We start from the raw sequence: 16,915 nt of genomic DNA, 5'->3' as shown, positions 1-16,915 counted from the left end.
GGAAGGCTTGCCGCGCCGCGAAAGCTGTCGTCATAGTCCGGCTACCGCGAGGGCTGACGGGGAGCGTCATGGCGACGGGCACTGTGCTGTGGTTCGACACCGCCAAGGGCTTTGGCGCCATCGCGCCCGACGGCGACGACGGATCCGAGATCCGCGTCAACGCCGCCGCGGTCGAGCGGGCCGGCCTGCCGCCGCTGGAAGACGGCCAGGCCATCGCCTACGAGCTGGAACGCGACCCGTTCAGCGGCCAGATGGTGGCGGGCAAGCTGCGGGCTTGAGGGCGGGGCGTGGGCGCGGAGTCGCTCACAAAGCCCGTTTTCCCCGCGTAGGCGGGGACCCAAGCTGACCTTCAGACTGAGGCGCGGCCGTGGATCGACCGCAGGCGCGGCTTGGATCCCCGCCTGCGCGGGGAAGCTCGGATCAGGGGCGGGGCTGAAGAGAGCCCCTACCGCAGCTCGAAATAGGCCGTGCCGTCGCCTTCGGTGTGGGCGACGATGGCGATCAGGTGCTCGGTGCCGTCGTCCAGGGTGAGGCGGGCGTCGCCGGCGCGGAAGGCCTGGCGCATGGCCTCGGGCTCGCCGGTCAGGCTGCCCTTGCCGGAGCGGCGGCCCGCGACCCCGTTTGAGACCAGCAGCGAGAAGGCGATCTCCTGGCTGTGGCGGGCGATGGTCAGGGCGCCTTGGCCCGTACGCGGAATGGCTGAACTTTTACGCATGGTAAGGGAACGCCCAGCTTGGCTGTTCGCTCCCTCGTGTCTGGACCTTTCCGTCCGAACACGGCGAAGGTTAGGAACACAAGGGCGTCCGCCGGCGCTTTCAGCGCAGGGCGGTCTGTCGACGAAGGGGAGCCGCATGGCCCGCAAGCCGAACTACAATTTCGAACGCCAGGAGCGCGAGCGCCAGAAGGCGGCCAAGGCCGCCGAGAAAGCCGCCGACAAGGCCGCGGCCAAGGCCGCCAAGCGGGCCGAGTCTGGCGAGGGCGACGGCGAGGACGAGCCCTCGCCGCAATAGGCGCCTTACTTCTTTTCCGGGTTCCGGACCGACGGGCCGTCCATCTTGGAGGTGTCGGTGTTGATCGCCGGCAGGCCCGCTGGGCGGCCGGTCAGGGTCTCGATCGGATAGACCGTGGCGCACTTGAGCCACTTGCCGGCCCAGGCGCCGCCGCGCGCCTCGCACTTCGCCTTCGGCCAGACCCACAGATAGTGGTAGCCGAACACGCCGACGATGCTGGCGAGGAAGATTCCGATGAAGATGATCTTCAGGCGGTTGATGTTGCGGTTCATGGCGGCGTCTTAAGCACCGGCCGCGCTATGTGGCTAGCCCCATTTCACGGGCCCCATTTCGCGAGGGGAGCGCGCGGCGGCGCTGACGGCTCGCCAATGGTGTCGTACATTTGTTTGAATGATCCTTGAAAAAGCGCATTACGCTTACGTCAGGGGAAACTTGCAAACCTGGGAGGACGCGCTAAGTCGATTGTCCAAGCAGGGGAAACCTCGAAAGAGAAGCAGCCAGGAGGCGGCGTAGACCGATGAAGGTTCTGGTCCCGGTCAAACGGGTTATCGATTACAACGTGAAGGCTCGGGTGAAAGCCGACCAGACGGGCGTCGACCTGGCGAACGTCAAGATGTCGATGAACCCGTTCTGCGAGATCGCGGTCGAAGAGGCCGTGCGCCTCAAGGAAAAGGGCGCGGCGACCGAAGTCGTCATCGTCTCGATCGGCCCGGCTCAAGCCCAGGAAACCATCCGCACGGCGCTGGCCATGGGCGGCGACCGCGGCATCCTGATCACCAGCGACGCCGACCTCGAGCCGCTGGCCGTGGCCAAGCTGCTCAAGGCCGTGGTGGCCGAGGAACAGCCCGGCCTCGTCCTGATGGGCAAGCAGGCCATCGACGGCGACAACAACGCCGTGGGCCAGATGCTGTCGGCCCTGCTCGACTGGCCGCAGGCGACCTTCGCCTCGGCGGTGGAGATCGCCGGTTCGACCGCCAAGGTCACCCGTGAAGTCGACGGGGGTCTGCAGACCCTCGACGTCGACCTGCCGGCCGTGATCACCGCCGATCTGCGCCTCAACGAGCCGCGCTACGCCAGCCTTCCCAACATCATGAAGGCCAAGAAGAAGGAAATCGCGCAGAAGACCGTCGCCGACTACGGCGTCGACGTCGCTCCGCGCCTGACCGTCGTCAAGGTCACCGAGCCCGCCAAGCGCTCGGCCGGCATCAAGGTCGAGTCCGCCGCCGACCTCGTCTCCAAGCTCACGACCGCGGGGGTGCTGTAATGGCCGTTCTCGTCATCGCCGACAACGACAACGCGCACCTGCGCGACGGCACCAACAAGACCGTCACCGCCGCCCTGAAGCTGTCGGGCGACGTGGACGTTCTGGTCCTGGGCAAGGGCGCGCAGGCCGTGGCCGACGCCGCCGCCAAGATCGCCGGCGTCCGCAAGGTGCTGCTGGCCGAGAGCGACGCCCTGGGTCACGGCATCGCCGAAGCCCAGGCCGACGCCGTCCTGGCGCTCGCGGGCAACTACGACGCGATCCTGGTCCCGGCCACCGCCGGCGGCAAGAACTTCGCCCCGCGCATCGCCGCCAAGCTCGACGTCGCTCCGATCAGCGACGTCATCGAGGTGGTTTCGGCCGACACCTTCGTGCGTCCGATCTACGCCGGCAACGCGCTGGAGACCGTCCAGTCGTCCGACGCCAAGAAGGTGATCACCGTGCGTCCGACCGCCTTCGCGGCGGCGGGTGAAGGCGGTTCGGCCGCTGTCGAGAGCGTCTCGGGCGCCGACGCGGCCAAGACCCGCTTCGTCAGCGAAGAGATGGTCAAGTCCGACCGTCCGGAACTGGCCGCGGCCAAGATCGTCGTCTCGGGCGGCCGCGCCATGGGCTCGGCCGAAGAGTTCCAGGCGGTCATCGAGCCCCTGGCCGACAAGCTGGGCGCCGCCGTCGGCGMCTCGCGCGCCGCGGTCGACGCCGGCTACGCGCCGAACGACTACCAGGTCGGCCAGACCGGCAAGGTCGTCGCCCCGCAGCTCTACATCGCCGTGGGCATCTCGGGCGCCATCCAGCACCTGGCCGGCATGAAGGACTCCAAGGTGATCGTCGCGATCAACAAGGACGCCGACGCGCCGATCTTCCAGGTCGCCGACTACGGCCTAGTCGCCGACTACAAGTCGGCCGTGCCGGACCTGATGAGCGCGCTCACCGCCGCCGGCAAGTAAGGCTTCTCGCTTCGTCGAGAACGGAAGGCCCGGGAGCAATCCCGGGCCTTTCTGCTTTTCGGCCGCCAGGCGCCATTGGGAATCCCTCTCTCTAAGAGAGAGGGATTCGTTGGAGGAACTCGCTCCCGTTTTTGATCTATATCTTCCGCAAAACCCCTTATGCGGCGGCCCGGATTTGCCTGTTATCGGGCTTGGGCTTAAGCCGATCCCATGACGCAACAAGCCGACACCCTTTCCGATCTCGACGCCCAGAAGGCCCGCGCCCGGGCCTGGTTCGAGAGCCTGCGCGACCAGATCTGCGCCGCCTTCGAGACCCTTGAGGACGAGGCCCCCGCCGAGCTGTATGGCGACCAGCCCGGCCGCTTCGAACTGAAGCCGTGGGATCGTCCGGCCGGCGGCGGCGGGGTGATGGGCATGATGCGCGGTCGCCTGTTCGAGAAGGTCGGCGTGCACGTCTCCACCGTGTTCGGGACCTTCCCGCCGGAGATGGCCAAGACCATGCCGGGCGCGGCCGAGGATCCGCGCTTCTTCGCCACCGGCATCAGCCTGATCGCGCACATGACCAATCCGCGCGTGCCGGCCGTGCACATGAACACCCGCTTCATCGCCACCACCAAGGGCTGGTTCGGCGGCGGCGGCGACCTGACCCCGCTGCTGGGCTACCAGCGCCAACAGGATTTCCCCGACGCGATCGACTTCCACGCCGCCTACCAGCGCGCCTGCGACAAGCACGATCCGGACTGGTACGCCAAGTACAAGGCCTGGTGCGACGAGTACTTCTTCCTGCCCCACCGCAACGAGCCGCGCGGCATCGGCGGCATCTTCTACGACCACCACGACAGCGGCAGTTGGTCCAAGGACTTCGAATTCACCCAGGACGTCGGCCGGGCCTTCCTGGAGATCTATCCGACCCTGGTGCGCCGCCGCATGAACGAGGCCTGGACGCCGGACGAGCGCGAGCAGCAGCTGGTCCAGCGCGGCCGCTACGTCGAGTTCAACCTGCTCTACGACCGCGGCACGATGTTCGGCCTCAAGACCGGCGGCAACACCGAGTCGATCCTCAGCTCGATGCCGCCCGAGGTGAAGTGGCCTTGATCTGATCCTTCTCCCCCTTGCGGGAGAAGGTGTTGGCGAAAGCCGACGGATGAGGGGTCTCTCAGATATCATGCGCCGCGACAGCCTGACCGCTGTCGCGGCGTTCTCGTTTGCGCGACCCCTCACCCGACCCGCTGCGCGGGCCACCCTCTCCCGCAGGGGGAGAGGGACGAGGCTGCATTGACGCCCCCTTCACGAACGCCGTTATCCCAAGGTTGCACCGCCGGGCCTTTCAGCCTTAGCTTGACCGCATGGCTCTTCTGCTCGCCCTCGCCCTGTCCGCAGCCCTCGTCCCGCCGCGCGAGGGGACCGAGGTGTTCCAGGAGACCATCTTCGCCGAGATCGGCCACCACGACCGTCTCAACAGCGGCGCCCTGGCGGTCAGGTGGTACCGGGCGGCCGGCGGCGACCGTAGCCGGCTGCACGTCGCCGACTTCAAGTGCGACGAGCCGCTCGGCCGTCGCACGTGCCAGTTCGCGCTGATCCGCGACGGCGGGCCGGTCGAGCTGCGCGGCAGGGTGGCGCCCGAGCGGCTGAGCTGCTCGGCGCGGTTCCGGCGCGCGGCCCACCCCGCTTCCGGCTACGTCTGGATCATCGAGCGCACGATGCGCCTGCCGCGCGGATCCCATACGGGCACGACGCTGCGCTGCGACCCTGCCTGACCTAGATTGCGCGTTCCACGGCAGCCCCTCAAGCCGTCCTTCCCCGCGAAGGCGGGGACCCAAGCCGAGTCGGTGGGTCGCTCACGGCCGCGCGGGCTCCTGAAATGCAGCTTGGATCCCCGCCTTCGCGGGGAAGTTCGGGAAGAGCGACTGCAGTTGATGGATGTAGATGAGGGTCACACCGCCAGGCACACCACCTGGGCCACGCGCAGGTCGCGGCGCAGGCCGTCGGCGATGCGGCCGTAGTTGTCGGTGGTGATGGCCTCGCCGGGGGCGAACTCGGGCACGCTGGCGTCGCCGCCGCGGCGGGGCGTGCGGGCGATCAGGGTGCGCAGGCTCTCGGGCGCGGTGGTGTAGATGCGGCCGCGACGCGGCGATTCCGCCACGGTCACGCCGATCACGCGGCCGGCGCTGTCCAGGGCCGGAGCGCCCGAAAGGCCCGCCAGCGTGCCCTTCAGGTTGTCGGTGCGGCCGACCTCGGCCCAGACCAAAACGGGCTCGGTGCGGGCGCCGCGCCCGTGGATCACCAGGTTCTCGCGGCCGATCAGGCGCGAGGCCACCTCGCCGGCGTGGCCCTGCGGGAAGCCGGGGTGGAAGGCCCGCATGCCCTTGCGCGGGTCGGCAAGGTTGACCGGCATGGCCGGCGCGCCGCCCTCGGTGGTCAGGATGGCCGCGTCGAAGCGCGGGTCGATGGTCACCCGGGCGGCCACGCCGCGTCCGTCGGCGACCAGGATGGCGGCCTGCCTGCAGCCGTCGACCACGTGGCGGGCGGTCAGCCAGACGCCGTTCTGCCCCACCGAGAAGGCCGTGCCCGAGGCCGGCTCCTGCTTGTCGGGCACCTGCACCACGATCGACGGGTCGAAGGGCGAGGCCGGGCCCAGCGGCACGCCTTCCTCGCCGGGCACCGGCGGCGGCGGCGGAGGCGCGTCGGCGCGCTCCTGGCGGCCGACGGCGACCACCAGGAGGGCGCACACCACGGCGCCGTAGACCAGCCAGTCTGGAAGCTTGGGGAAATGCACGCGCCCCGCTCCGGTTCGTTCCTTTCGCCTCAGCCCGCCACGCCGGCGGCGATGATGATGGCGGTGGCGAGCTTGGCGCCCACAAGCAGGGCGGCGGCCGAGACCTCGCCCTCGTTGATCCGCTCGGGCAGGCCCTTGAGCATCATGTCGGTCAGGCGGAAGACCAGCAGCTGCAGGGCCAGGGTGGCCACGCCCCACAGCAGGATCTCGATCACCGAGGTCGAGGCCGCCAGCGAGGCGGCCAGCGGAATGGCCAGGCCCGTCAACACGCCGCCCAGCGACAGCGCGGCCGCCGCGTTGCCCTCGCGGATCAGCTTGATCTCGCGATGCGGGGTCAGAAGGATGTAGATCGCCGCCCCGGCGATCAGCATCGCCATGGTCACGCCCACATGGGTCAGGGTCGTCAGCAGGCCGTTGGCGAAGGCCTGGATCTCGGGCGACTGGATCTGAGGCATGTTTACGCGACCCCCTTGGACTTGAGGGGCAAGCTCTAACACGGGTTGGCGAGACTTGCGTAGGGGGCTCGCCTTTGGAGCGTCGAACCCTCTCTCTTTGAGAGAGGGAGGGGCCCGCCGCGCAGCGGTGGGAGGGTGAGAGGTTTCACCGCCGGCCCGTTCAGGCCGTCATCCCGGGCGGAGCGCAGCGGAGACCCGGGACCCAGGGGCCGTCGCAATGCGCCGGCATCCGCTGGGGTGCTTGAACCAGCCATCGAACCCAGTCCCCTGGGTCCCGGATAAGCCCTGCGGGCTTTCCGGGATGACGAGGGTAGGGTGTTTTAATGGGAGAGGGCGTACCCTCTCACCCTCCCACGCCTGGGGCGTGGGCCCCTCCCTCTCTCCATGAGAGAGGGGAATTACGCCGCGTCGTCGGCGTCGTCTTCCAGCATGCCGGCCATGGCCGCCATCGACAGCTTGCGCAGGGCGCTGGCGCGGACCTTCTCGCTCTCGCTCTTCAGCTGGCCGCAGGCGGCGAGGATGTCGCGGCCGCGCGGGGTGCGGATCGGCGAGGAGTAGCCGGCCTTGTTGAGGATCGCCGCGAAGGTCTCGATCGCGCCCCAGTCCGAGCACTCGTACTGGCTGCCCGGCCAGGGGTTGAACGGGATCAGGTTGATCTTGGCGGGGATGCCCTTGATCAGCTTGACCAGCGCGCGGGCCTCGTCAGGGCTGTCGTTGACGCCCTTCAGCATCACGTACTCGAAGGTCACGCGGCGGGCGTTGGAAAGCCCCGGATAGGCGCGGATGCCCTCCATCAGCTGGGCGATCGGGTACTTCTTGTTCAGCGGCACCAGCACGTCGCGCAGGTCGTCGTTGGTGGCGTGCAGGCTGATGGCCAGCATGGCCTGGGTCGTATTGCCCAGCTTCTCCAGCATCGGCACGACGCCCGAGGTCGACACCGTGATGCGGCGACGCGAGATGCCGATGCCCTCGTTGTCGCTGATGATCTCGATGGCGTCCGACACCTGGCCCAGGTTGTAGAGCGGTTCGCCCATGCCCATGAACACGATGTTGCTGAGCAGGCGGTCTTCCTTGTCCGACGGCCATTCGGCCAGGTCGTCCTTGGCGATCTGCACCTGGGCGACGATCTCGGCGGTGGTCAGGTTGCGCACCAGCGGCTGGGTGCCGGTGTGGCAGAAGCTGCAGTTCAGCGTGCAGCCGACCTGGCTCGAGACGCACAGGGCGCCGACCCGTCCGACCGACGGAATATAGACCGTCTCGACCTCGATGCCCGGGGCCATGCGGATCAGCCACTTGCGGGTGCCGTCCTTGGAGACCTGGCGCTCGACCACCTCGGGGCGGGCGATGGTGAAGGTCTCGGCCAGCCGCGCGCGGGTTTCCTTGGCCACGTCGCTCATCTGGGAAAAGTCGGTGACGCCGCGGTGGTGGATCCACCGGAACACCTGGGTGGCGCGCATCTTGGCCTTGCCGTGCTCGACCACGCCGCTCTCGGTCAGGGCGGCGATCAGCTGCGGGCGGGTCAGGCCCGACAGGTTGACGGGCGGCTTGGCCGCGTCGGCCTTTTCAGCGGGCGCAACGCGGGACAGGTCGAGGGTGACGCTCAAGGGGCGGTCCGGGAAATTCGAGGAATGTGCGGGGTCGAGGCGGGGATATAGCAGATGTGAGGCGGTTTTCCAAAACGGGGACCCTCTCCCCGAAGGGGGAGGTGTCGGCGAAGCCGACGGAGGGGGAAGTTGCTGATGACTGGCCGCCGCCCCGAAAGCTGAAAACGGCCCCCCTCCGGCCCTCCGGGCCACCTCCCCCAGGAGGGGGAGGGTTCTGATGTGCGACTTCGGCCCCCTTCGACAATTGCGCGCCGGCCCGCTAAACCGCGCCCATGCCGTTCACCGCCACCGTCATGACCATGTTCCCCGAGGCCTTCCCCGGCCCGCTCGGCGTCTCGATGATCGGGACCGCCTGGAAGGAGGCCGACCTGTGGCGTTTGGAAACACTGGACATTCGCGCCTTTTCCAAGGATAAGCGCGGCTTCCTCGACGACACCCCCGCGGGTGGCGGCGCGGGAGCCGTGCTCAAAGCGGACGTCATCGCCTCTGCGCTGGATAGCCTGGAGCTGGATGGGCGGCCGCTTTTGTACATGAGCGCCCGGGGCAGGCCCCTGACCCAGGCGCGCGTAAGGGAGTGGTCCAAGGCGCCCGGCATCGTGGTGCTGTGCGGCCGCTTCGAGGGGGTGGATCAGCGGGTGCTCGACGCCCGCGGGTTCGAGGAGGTCTCCGTCGGAGACGCGGTTCTCGCCGGTGGCGAGGCGGCGGCGATGGTGGTGATCGAGGCGTGCGTTCGACTTGCCCCGGGTGTTCTGGGGAATATCGAGAGCACGCTGGAAGAAAGCTTCGAGGACGGCCTCCTCGAGCATCCGCAGTACACGAGACCGCGGACGTTCGAAGGGCTCGACATCCCCGAGGTGCTGCTGTCGGGCGACCACAAGAAGGTCGACCAGTGGCGGCGCAGTATGCGTGAAGAAACGACCCGCGAGCGGCGTCCCGACCTCTGGGAAAAGCATCTCGCCAATCAACAGGCAAAAGGCGGCCCGAAAACGGGTAAGCCCAAGGAGAAATGATCATGGCGATCAACATCATCGCTCAGCTCGAGCAAGAAGAATCGGCCCGTCTGCTGGCCGTCCGCGCGATCCCGGACTTCCGTCCCGGCGACACCCTGCGCGTCAACGTGAAGATCAAGGAAGGCGAGCGCGAGCGCGTTCAGGCCTACGAAGGCGTCTGCATCGCCCGCGCCGGCACCGGCGTCCACGAGAGCTTCACCGTCCGCAAGATCTCGTTCGGCGAAGGCGTGGAACGTCTGTTCCCGCTGCTCTCGCCGAGCATCGAAAGCATCGAAGTCAAGCGTMGCGGCGTCGTCCGTCGCGCCAAGCTGTACTACCTGCGCGACCGTCGCGGTAAGTCGGCCCGTATCGCCGAGCGCGTCAACGTCCGCAAGGACGCTGAATAAGCAGCTCGCTCGCTACGGCGGGAAGTTCGAAGGCCCCGGTGGAAACACCGGGGCCTTTTGCTTTTGCGCTTGCCCCTATCCCTGGGTTGCGTGCAATTTCGGCGCGAGTTTTCGGGAGGGGTCATGCGGCGCATCAAGAAGGCGGCGGCTCTGCTGGCGATCGCGACGCTGACGGCCGCGACATCGGCGGTCGCGACATCGGCCGCGGCCGCCCCGCTGGCGACGAGCGACGAGCTGCCCCGGGCCGGCCAGGCGCCCGACCTGCTGGCGCCCAACGGCCTGCGCGGCGGCAAGGTCGACCTCAACGAGATCCGCCTGGTGTTCGCCGGCGGCTATGGCGGCGACTGGATCCGCCGCGCCGACATGAAGCTGGTGCGCACGATCGCCGGCGTGAACTTCTACAAGGTCAGGGGCCGGCTCTATGTCGACCGCGACGGCGACCGGGTGATCGACGCCGGCGCCGTCTATGTGCCCAAGACCGGCCTGGTGCTGGCCGACTGGAACTGCGACGGCCGGGGCGACCAGATGCTGTTCAACATGCGGCCCAGGCCCGAGGGAAGCTGGGGCGATCTGCTCAAGCGCATCCGGGCCGAGGCTTCCTCGTCCCGCTGAGACGGGCGAGCCGCAGAATGGTCAAGCTTTGTGCATAAGCACGCATCTTGACGAACCGTTGTTCTGTGGCATGATGATTTCACCCTCGCTGTTCAGACACGGCGGGCTTCCAGACCGTCTCCTTTCTAGTGGACGGCCCTCTTCAGGCGGAGCCATCGGCCCCTGGAGTATACAAACGATGCCAGGGCGCGCCGACAGGTCTATGACCGGCGCGCCCTTAGTCGTTCAGGGTTGCGTTCAATGGTCCTCGTTCCTGCCGGGCGGGGACCAAGGCGGCTGTCGCGCTTGCGACCCATTATCGCCTGCGGGGCAAGAAATGTGCGCCTGGACGTTGTTTCGCCGCCCGCTCGGGGCAGGATCGATCGCTGCGTGGCGGTCACACAGCGGATTTTCGGCGTTTCATCGCTTTACGCGCTCGTCCATCGGGCCTAGATGCGGATCGCTATGACCCGCGCAACGAAGACCCTCTACGACAAGATCTGGGACGCCCACGTCGTCAACGAAACCGACGGCGAGGCCATCCTGTACATCGACCTGCACCTGATCCACGAGGTGACCACGCCGCAGGCCTTCGCCGGCCTTCGCGCCGCGCGTCGCCCCGTGCGCCGGCCCGACCGCACCCTCGCCGTGGCCGATCACAACGTGCCGACCGAGAACCAGGCCGCCGGCGTCGACGCCGTGGCCGACGAGGAGGCGCGCCTTCAGCTCCAGACGCTGGGCCGCAACGTCGCCGACAACGGGATCGAGTACTTCCCGATGGGCGACATCCGCAACGGCATCGTCCACGTGGTCGGTCCCGAGCAGGGCCGCACCCAGCCGGGCATGACCATCGTCTGCGGCGACAGCCACACCTCGACCCACGGCGCCTTCGGGGCCCTGGCCCACGGCATCGGCACCTCGGAAGTCGAGCACGTGCTGGCCACCCAGACCCTGCGCCAGAAGAAGGCCAAGAACATGCTGGTCCGCGTCGACGGCCAGCTGGGGCCCGGCGTCACCGCCAAGGACATCGCCCTGGCCGTCATCGGCGAGATCGGCACGGCCGGCGGCACCGGCTACGTCATCGAGTACGCCGGCGAGGCCGTGCGCGGCCTTTCGATGGAGGGCCGCATGACCCTCTGCAACCTGACCATCGAGGGCGGCGCCAAGGCCGGCCTGGTCGCGCCCGACGAGGCCACCTTCGCCTATGTCCAGGGCAAGCCCGCCGCGCCGAAGGGCGCGGCCTGGGACATGGCCGTCAGCCACTGGAAGACCTTCTTCTCCGACGACGGCGCCGTCTTCGACCGCACGGTCGTCATCGACGGCGCGGCGCTGGTTCCGATGGTCACCTGGGGCACCAGCCCCGAGGACGTCATCCCGGTCACCGGCAACGTGCCCGAGCCCGAAAGCTTCGGCACGCCCGACAAGCGCGCCGCCGCCCACCGGGCCCTGGAATATATGGGCCTGACCGCCGGCCAGCCGATCAGTGAAGCCAGGATCGACCGCGTCTTCATCGGCTCGTGCACCAACAGCCGCATCGAGGACATGCGGGCCGCCGCCGCCGTGGTGCAGGAAGCCTTTCTGCACGGCCGCATGGTGGCCCCGCACGTCAAGGCGATGGTCGTGCCGGGCTCGGGCCTGGTTAAGGAACAGGCCGAGGCCGAGGGCCTGGACGCCATCTTCAAGGCCGCCGGCTTCGACTGGCGCGAGCCGGGCTGCTCGATGTGCCTGGGGATGAACCCCGACCGCCTGGAGCCGGGCGAGCGCTGCGCCTCGACCAGCAACCGCAACTTCGAGGGCCGTCAGGGCCGCGGCGGCCGCACCCACCTCGTCTCGCCCGCCATGGCGGCGGCGGCGGCGATCGCCGGTCACCTCGTGGACGTGCGGACCCTGCTGTCGTGAGCGCCATGATCGCCCTGGCCTTGGCCGCGGCGCAGGTCTTCTCGGCGCCGCTCGACCTGCCCAAGACGGCCAAGGTCGAGATGGTGGTGAGCAAGACCCGCGAGGACGTGCGCGGCGGCAAGACCACGCGCGTCACCAGCGAGACCCGCTACGACAAGACCATCGAGACCAGGCCGCAAGGCTATCGGGTCACCCTCAAGCCGACGTCGGTGAAGCTGCCGTCCACGCCCGAGACAGCCAAGGTCGAGGCCGCGATGGGCGACCTGATGAACCGGCCCGTGGTCTATGTCGCCGACGAGGGGCTCAAGCCCTCGACGGTGGAGGACTGGCCCGGCTTCGTGGCCGAGATGCGCAAGTCGATGCTGGCCCTGGCCGGCGACGACAAGGACGTGGCCAAGGCGATGACCTCGGTGGTCGCCATGTTCGAGGGCCTGAGCCCCGAGCAGGCCGCGGCCATCCTCCTCAAGGAGGAGGGGCTGATCTCCCTGCCGATCAATGTCGAGCTCGAGGCCGGCAAGCCGTTCACCTACGAAGAGATGATCGCCAGCCCGATGGGCGGATCGCCGATCAAGTCCAACGGCGCCCTGGCGGTGCAGAAGGTCGAGACCGGCCGCGGCGTGGCCGTGCTGCGCTGGACCCAGACGCTGGATCCCGACTCGATGCGCGCCAGCCTGGCGCTGACGATGCAGAAGCTGATGGCCGGCATGGGCCCCGAGGCCGACCGCCCAGAGGTCAAGGCGATGTTCGCCAAGATGACCTTCGACCGCACCTCGGCCTGCGACTACGAGATCGATCTGAAGTCTGGCCTGCCGGTCAAGACCGACTGCGAAGTCAAGATCACGCTCACCGATCCGGCCACCGGCGAAGCCGGCGCCCGCAACGAATACTGGGCCATCACCCAGACCCTGAAGAACTGAGGAGAGGCGCGAAGATGCAAGCCTTCACCCGTCTCGACGGCCGCGCCGCGCCCCTGTCGCTGGCCAATATCGATACCGACCAGATCATCCCCAAGCAGTTCCTCAAGACCGTCGAGCGCGAGGGCCTGGGCAAGGGCCTGTTCTTCGACTTCCGCTTCGATCCGAACGGGAACGAGATCGCCGACTTCGTGCTCAATCGCCCGGAGTACAAGGGCTCGTCCGTGCTGATCGCCGGCGACAACTTCGGCTGCGGCTCCTCGCGCGAGCACGCGCCCTGGGCCCTGATGGACTTCGGGATCATGTGCGTGATCTCGACCAGCTTCGCCGACATCTTCAACAACAACTGCTTCAACAACGGCCTGCTGCCGGTGGTGCTGGCGCCCGACGAGGTCTCGCTCCTGATGGACGAGGCCAAGGGCGGCAACCACATGGTCAGCGTCGACCTGGAAGCCCAGACGGTGGTCTCGCCCTCGGGCAAGACCTTCAGCTTCCAGATCGATCCGGTGCGCAAGGAGAAGATGCTCAAGGGCCTGGACGCCATCGGCGAGACCCTGCAGCACGCCTCCGACATCGACGTCTTCGAAAGCAAGCGGGCCATCGGCCAGCCCTGGCTGGAAAGCTGAGGCGTCATTGCGTCCTTCGAGGCTCGCCTGCGGCTCGCACCTCAGGATGAGGATGCGGGTGCGCTGAACCCCTCATCCTGAGGCGCCCGCGCAGCGGGCCTCGAAGGACGCAAGGCCTTTCCTCCTGGACTTCCCATGACCCTGATCCTCGCCGGCTCCATCCGCATCGCGCCCGAGCGCCTGGAGGCCCTGCGCCCGCACCTGGCCGCCCAGGTGGCCGGATCGCGCGGCGAGCCGGGCTGCCTGGCCTATGCGCTGACCGAGGATCCGCTGGATCCGGGGCTGATCCGGGTTTTCGAGCACTTCATCGACGAAGCGGCCTTGGCCTTCCACCGCGCTTCGCCGCATATGGCCGCGTGGCGCGCGGCCTGCGCCGAGCTCGGCGTGTACGAGCGCCGCATGTCCTCCTTCGACGTTTCCGCCTATCGCGAGATCTGAAATGGCTACGCTTCTCCTGCTCCCCGGCGACGGCATCGGTCCGGAAGTCTGCGCGGAGGTGCGCCGCGTGGCGGCCGCCCTCGTGCCCAGCCTGGTGGTCGAGGAAGCCATCTACGGCGGAGCCAGCTACGACGCCCACGGCACGCCGCTGACCGACGAGGTCCGCGACCGCGCCCTGGCCAGCGACGCGGTGCTGATGGGCGCCGTCGGCGGTTCCAAGTGGGCGGACGCCCCGCGCCACCTGCGCCCGGAAGCCGGCCTCTTGAACCTGCGCAAGGCGATGAACGTCTACGCCAACCTGCGCCCGGCCTACTGCTTCGAGGCCCTGGCCGGCGCCTCCAGCCTGAAGACCGAACTGGTCTCGGGTCTGGACATCATGTTCGTGCGCGAACTGGTCGGCGGCGTCTATTTCGGCGAGCCGCGCGGCATCGACGTGCTGCCCGACGGCCAGAAGAAGGGCTACGACACCGCCCTCTACACCACCAGCGAGATCGAGCGCGCCGGTCGCGTGGCCTTCGAGCTGGCCCGCGGCCGCAAGAACAAGGTCCACTCGGCCGAGAAGTCGAACGTCATGGAATCGGGCCTGCTGTGGAAGCAGGTGATCACCGAGCTGCATGCGCGCGAGTACCCGGATGTCGAGCTGGAGCACATCCTGGCCGACAACTGCGCCATGCAGCTGGTGCGCGCGCCCAAGCAGTTCGACGTCATCGTCACCGACAACCTGTTCGGCGACATCCTGTCGGACGCGGCGGCCATGCTGACCGGCTCGCTGGGCATGCTGCCCTCGGCCGCCATCGGCGATCCCAACAAGCCGGGCCTGTACGAGCCGATCCACGGCTCGGCGCCCGACATCGCCGGCAAGGGCCTGGCCAATCCGCTGGCCGCCATCCTGTCGTTCGAGATGGCCCTGCGCTGGTCGCTGAAGGAAGTGGAAGCCGCCGATCGCCTGCTGGCCGCCGTCAAGGGCGCTCTGGATTCGGGTGCGCGTACCCGTGATCTCGGAGGTGAACTTACCACTGTCCAGATGGGCGATGCGGTGTTGTGTCGCATCTGATTAAGTAGAATAGCGCTGTTATTCCAGCGTTTTGCAATCTGTGCTTAAGTTTTCTCGCCCAGTTCCTGCCTTCATCAAAAGAAGAGCCAGGGGCTGGGCGAGATGCGTTTCAACGACCTGAAAATTTCGGCGAAGCTGGGGATCGCGTTCAGCGCCCTGATCATCGCCTTCGTGATCTCCTCGGGCGTGGTGTTCACCAGCCTGCAGCGCATCGAGGAGGCCTCGGTCTCCAACCAGCGCAGTCTCTCCCTGGCCACCGAGGCCGAGGTGATGATGACCCTGGTCCTCGAACAGCAGAACGCCCTGCGCGCCTACGCCCTGCTGGGCGACGAGGCCTTCGCCCAGACCTACAAGGAAGGCGTCGGCCAGTTCGACAAGGCGCTGGACGCCTTCGAGGCCAAGACCACGGTTCCCGAACAGAAGGCCCGCATCCAGCGCCTGCGCGGCGCGATGGGCGAATGGCGCAAGACCATCGCCGAGCCCGCCATGACGGCGATGGCCAACGATCCGGTGATGGGCCGCGTCTCCGCCGGCGAACTGATGGGCCGCAAGAGCCTCACCGAGATCCGCGCCGTCCAGGACGAGCTGACGGCCGCCGCCGGCGAGCGCGTCGCCCTGCGCGCCAAGGAAATGAAGCAGGCCATGGACATGGCCATCCTGTCGCTGGTGCTGGGCGGGATCGCCGCCCTGGTCATCGCCGGCCTAATGGGCTGGATGCTGTCGGGCACCATCGGCGCCTCGGTGGCCGCCATGACCGCCGCCATGCGCCGCCTGGCCTCGGGCGACAACACGGTTGAAGTCCCCGCCGTCGGCCGCAAGGACGAGGTCGGCCAGATGGCCCAGGCCGTGCTGAGCTTCAAGGACGCCGCCATCCACAAGCTGCGCCTGGAAGACGAGGCCGTCGAGCAGCGCCGCATGACCGAGGCCGAGCGCGCCCGCGTCGAGGCCGACAAGGCCCGCAAGGCCCAGGAAGACGCCGTCGCCGTCTCGGCCCTGGCCGAGGCGCTGGGTCACCTGTCGAACGGTGATCTGACCTTCCGCATCACCGCCGCCTTCGCCCCCGACGCCGAACAGCTGAAGACCGACTTCAACGCCGCCGCCGCCCGCCTGGAAGAAGCCATGCGCGGCATCAACGGCGCCGCCGGCGGCATCCGCGCCGGTTCGGAAGAGATCGCCCAGGCCTCGGACGACCTGTCGCGCCGCACCGAACAGCAGGCCGCCAGCCTGGAAGAGACCGCGGCGGCCCTCGACCAGATCACCGCCACGGTCCGCAAGACCGCCTCGGGCGCCAAGGAAGTCTCCAGCCTGGTGGCCGGCGCCCGCACCGGCGCCGAGCGTTCGGGCCGCATCGTCGACCAGGCCGTCAGCGCCATGGCCGGCATCGAGCAGTCCTCGGGCCAGATCGGCAACATCATCGGCGTGATCGACGAGATCGCCTTCCAGACCAACCTGCTGGCGCTGAACGCCGGCGTCGAGGCCGCGCGTGCGGGCGACGCGGGCAAGGGCTTCGCCGTCGTGGCGCAGGAAGTGCGGGCCCTGGCCCAGCGTTCGGCCGAAGCGGCCAAGGAGATCAAGGGCCTGATCTCGACCTCGACCCAGCAGGTCGAGGCCGGCGTGTCCCTGGTCGGCCAGACCGGCGAGGCCCTGCGCGCCATCGTTGACCAGGTGGCCAGCATCGACGCCCTGGTCGGCGAGATCGCCGCCAGCGCCCAGGAGCAGTCCACGGGCCTGCACCAGGTGAACGTCGCGGTGAACCAGATGGACCAGGTCGTCCAGCAGAACGCCGCCATGGTCGAAGAAGCCACCGCCGCCACCCACTCGCTGAAGGGCGAAGCCGGCGAACTGGCCGTGCAGGTCGGCCGCTTCAAGGTCGCCGGCGCCGCCATGGCCGCCTCGGCCCCGCGCGCCGCCACCCCGGCCTGGCCCCGCGCGCCGCCACCCCGGCCT

Annotated in this window: 20 protein-coding genes and 2 pseudogenes; 17 read left to right on the top strand and 5 right to left on the bottom strand. The window is 68.4% G+C overall.

Features of this window, described 5'->3' with window-relative positions; translation table 11 throughout:
- Positions 1-68 precede the first annotated feature (68 nt).
- Positions 69-278, top strand: a complete 210-nt coding sequence (locus AC1DCG_RS20605) for a cold-shock protein (RefSeq protein WP_477029097.1) — start codon at positions 69-71, stop codon at positions 276-278.
- 167 nt (positions 279-445) lie between these two features.
- Here AC1DCG_RS20605 and AC1DCG_RS20600 read toward each other — a convergent pair whose 3' ends face one another.
- Entirely contained in the window at positions 446-715 is a 270-nt protein-coding gene (locus AC1DCG_RS20600; RefSeq protein ID WP_165257480.1) for a hypothetical protein, read from the bottom strand.
- A gap of 136 nt (positions 716-851) precedes the next feature.
- Here AC1DCG_RS20600 and AC1DCG_RS20595 point away from each other — a divergent pair, with 136 nt between their 5' ends.
- Positions 852-1,010: a hypothetical protein gene (locus AC1DCG_RS20595; protein WP_477029096.1), complete on the top strand. Its 159-nt coding sequence runs from the start codon at positions 852-854 to the stop codon at positions 1,008-1,010.
- Positions 1,011-1,015: 5 nt separating this feature from the next.
- Here AC1DCG_RS20595 and AC1DCG_RS20590 read toward each other — a convergent pair whose 3' ends face one another.
- Complete coding sequence (locus AC1DCG_RS20590; protein ID WP_165257476.1) at positions 1,016-1,282, bottom strand: hypothetical protein; 267 nt, start codon at positions 1,280-1,282, stop codon at positions 1,016-1,018.
- Between the two features lie 245 nt (positions 1,283-1,527).
- On the opposite strand from AC1DCG_RS20590, the gene AC1DCG_RS20585 reads away from it, so the two are divergent.
- From AC1DCG_RS20585 to AC1DCG_RS20570, 4 genes are all read left to right on the top strand, one after another.
- Positions 1,528-2,274, top strand: a complete 747-nt coding sequence (locus AC1DCG_RS20585) for an electron transfer flavoprotein subunit beta/FixA family protein (protein ID WP_477029095.1) — start codon at positions 1,528-1,530, stop codon at positions 2,272-2,274.
- Positions 2,274-3,215, top strand: coding sequence for an electron transfer flavoprotein subunit alpha/FixB family protein (locus AC1DCG_RS20580; protein WP_477041637.1), 942 nt, complete (start codon positions 2,274-2,276; stop codon positions 3,213-3,215). The genes AC1DCG_RS20585 and AC1DCG_RS20580 overlap by 1 nt, the downstream gene beginning before the upstream one ends.
- Before the next feature lie 210 nt (positions 3,216-3,425).
- The gene (hemF, locus tag AC1DCG_RS20575; RefSeq protein WP_165257468.1) at positions 3,426-4,310 is read left to right on the top strand and encodes an oxygen-dependent coproporphyrinogen oxidase; all 885 of its coding nucleotides are present in this window, start codon (positions 3,426-3,428) and stop codon (positions 4,308-4,310) included.
- A gap of 251 nt (positions 4,311-4,561) precedes the next feature.
- On the top strand, positions 4,562-4,972 hold the full coding sequence (locus AC1DCG_RS20570) for a hypothetical protein (protein WP_477029094.1): 411 nt from the start codon (positions 4,562-4,564) through the stop codon (positions 4,970-4,972).
- A gap of 176 nt (positions 4,973-5,148) precedes the next feature.
- Here the strand turns inward: AC1DCG_RS20570 and AC1DCG_RS20565 are convergent, their stop codons facing one another.
- Together AC1DCG_RS20565 and AC1DCG_RS20560 are read right to left on the bottom strand one after the other, a co-directional pair.
- On the bottom strand, positions 5,149-5,991 hold the full coding sequence (locus AC1DCG_RS20565) for a S1 family peptidase (RefSeq protein ID WP_477029093.1): 843 nt from the start codon (positions 5,989-5,991) through the stop codon (positions 5,149-5,151).
- A gap of 29 nt (positions 5,992-6,020) precedes the next feature.
- Positions 6,021-6,446 carry a DUF350 domain-containing protein gene (locus tag AC1DCG_RS20560; protein ID WP_477029092.1) on the bottom strand — a complete coding sequence of 142 codons (426 nt, stop codon included), beginning with the start codon at positions 6,444-6,446 and terminating at the stop codon, positions 6,021-6,023.
- 157 nt (positions 6,447-6,603) lie between these two features.
- Between AC1DCG_RS20560 and AC1DCG_RS20555 the strand changes: the two are divergent.
- Positions 6,604-6,684, top strand: a pseudogene (locus tag AC1DCG_RS20555) (hypothetical protein); the annotation flags it as partial.
- Between the two features lie 160 nt (positions 6,685-6,844).
- Here the strand turns inward: AC1DCG_RS20555 and rlmN are convergent.
- Complete coding sequence (gene rlmN, locus AC1DCG_RS20550; protein WP_477029091.1) at positions 6,845-8,050, bottom strand: dual-specificity RNA methyltransferase RlmN; 1,206 nt, start codon at positions 8,048-8,050, stop codon at positions 6,845-6,847.
- 272 nt (positions 8,051-8,322) lie between these two features.
- Here rlmN and trmD point away from each other — a divergent pair, with 272 nt between their 5' ends.
- From trmD to AC1DCG_RS20500, 10 genes and pseudogenes are all read left to right on the top strand, one after another.
- Positions 8,323-9,060 (top strand): tRNA (guanosine(37)-N1)-methyltransferase TrmD, encoded by a 738-nt coding sequence (gene trmD / locus AC1DCG_RS20545; RefSeq protein ID WP_165257458.1) that lies wholly within the window; start codon positions 8,323-8,325, stop codon positions 9,058-9,060.
- 2 nt (positions 9,061-9,062) lie between these two features.
- Complete coding sequence (gene rplS, locus AC1DCG_RS20540) at positions 9,063-9,446, top strand: 50S ribosomal protein L19 (protein WP_477041636.1); 384 nt, start codon at positions 9,063-9,065, stop codon at positions 9,444-9,446.
- A 123-nt stretch (positions 9,447-9,569) separates the two neighbouring features.
- Positions 9,570-10,058, top strand: coding sequence for a hypothetical protein (locus AC1DCG_RS20535; protein WP_477029089.1), 489 nt, complete (start codon positions 9,570-9,572; stop codon positions 10,056-10,058).
- 444 nt (positions 10,059-10,502) lie between these two features.
- Positions 10,503-11,936: a 3-isopropylmalate dehydratase large subunit gene (leuC, locus tag AC1DCG_RS20530; RefSeq protein WP_477029088.1), complete on the top strand. Its 1,434-nt coding sequence runs from the start codon at positions 10,503-10,505 to the stop codon at positions 11,934-11,936.
- On the top strand, positions 11,933-12,853 hold the full coding sequence (locus AC1DCG_RS20525; RefSeq protein WP_477029087.1) for a hypothetical protein: 921 nt from the start codon (positions 11,933-11,935) through the stop codon (positions 12,851-12,853). The genes leuC and AC1DCG_RS20525 overlap by 4 nt, the downstream gene beginning before the upstream one ends.
- Positions 12,854-12,867: 14 nt before the next feature.
- Complete coding sequence (gene leuD, locus AC1DCG_RS20520; protein ID WP_477029086.1) at positions 12,868-13,476, top strand: 3-isopropylmalate dehydratase small subunit; 609 nt, start codon at positions 12,868-12,870, stop codon at positions 13,474-13,476.
- 6 nt (positions 13,477-13,482) lie between these two features.
- Positions 13,483-13,615, top strand: a pseudogene (locus AC1DCG_RS20515) (hypothetical protein).
- A complete protein-coding gene (locus AC1DCG_RS20510) occupies positions 13,612-13,914 on the top strand; it encodes a putative quinol monooxygenase (RefSeq protein WP_477029085.1) in 303 nt (100 codons plus the stop codon). Before AC1DCG_RS20515 ends, AC1DCG_RS20510 begins: the two are co-directional and overlap by 4 nt.
- A 1-nt stretch (position 13,915) precedes the next feature.
- Positions 13,916-14,968, top strand: a complete 1,053-nt coding sequence (gene leuB, locus AC1DCG_RS20505) for a 3-isopropylmalate dehydrogenase (protein ID WP_477029084.1) — start codon at positions 13,916-13,918, stop codon at positions 14,966-14,968.
- 102 nt (positions 14,969-15,070) lie between these two features.
- Positions 15,071-16,915 (top strand): methyl-accepting chemotaxis protein (locus AC1DCG_RS20500; protein ID WP_477041635.1); only part of this gene is annotated, 1,845 nt, incomplete at its 3' end.

The sequence above is a fragment of the Caulobacter sp. 10L414 genome (assembly GCF_056395525.1).
Note: the sequence above shows the minus strand (reverse complement) of the source record. Positions and strands in the feature narration are given on the sequence as shown.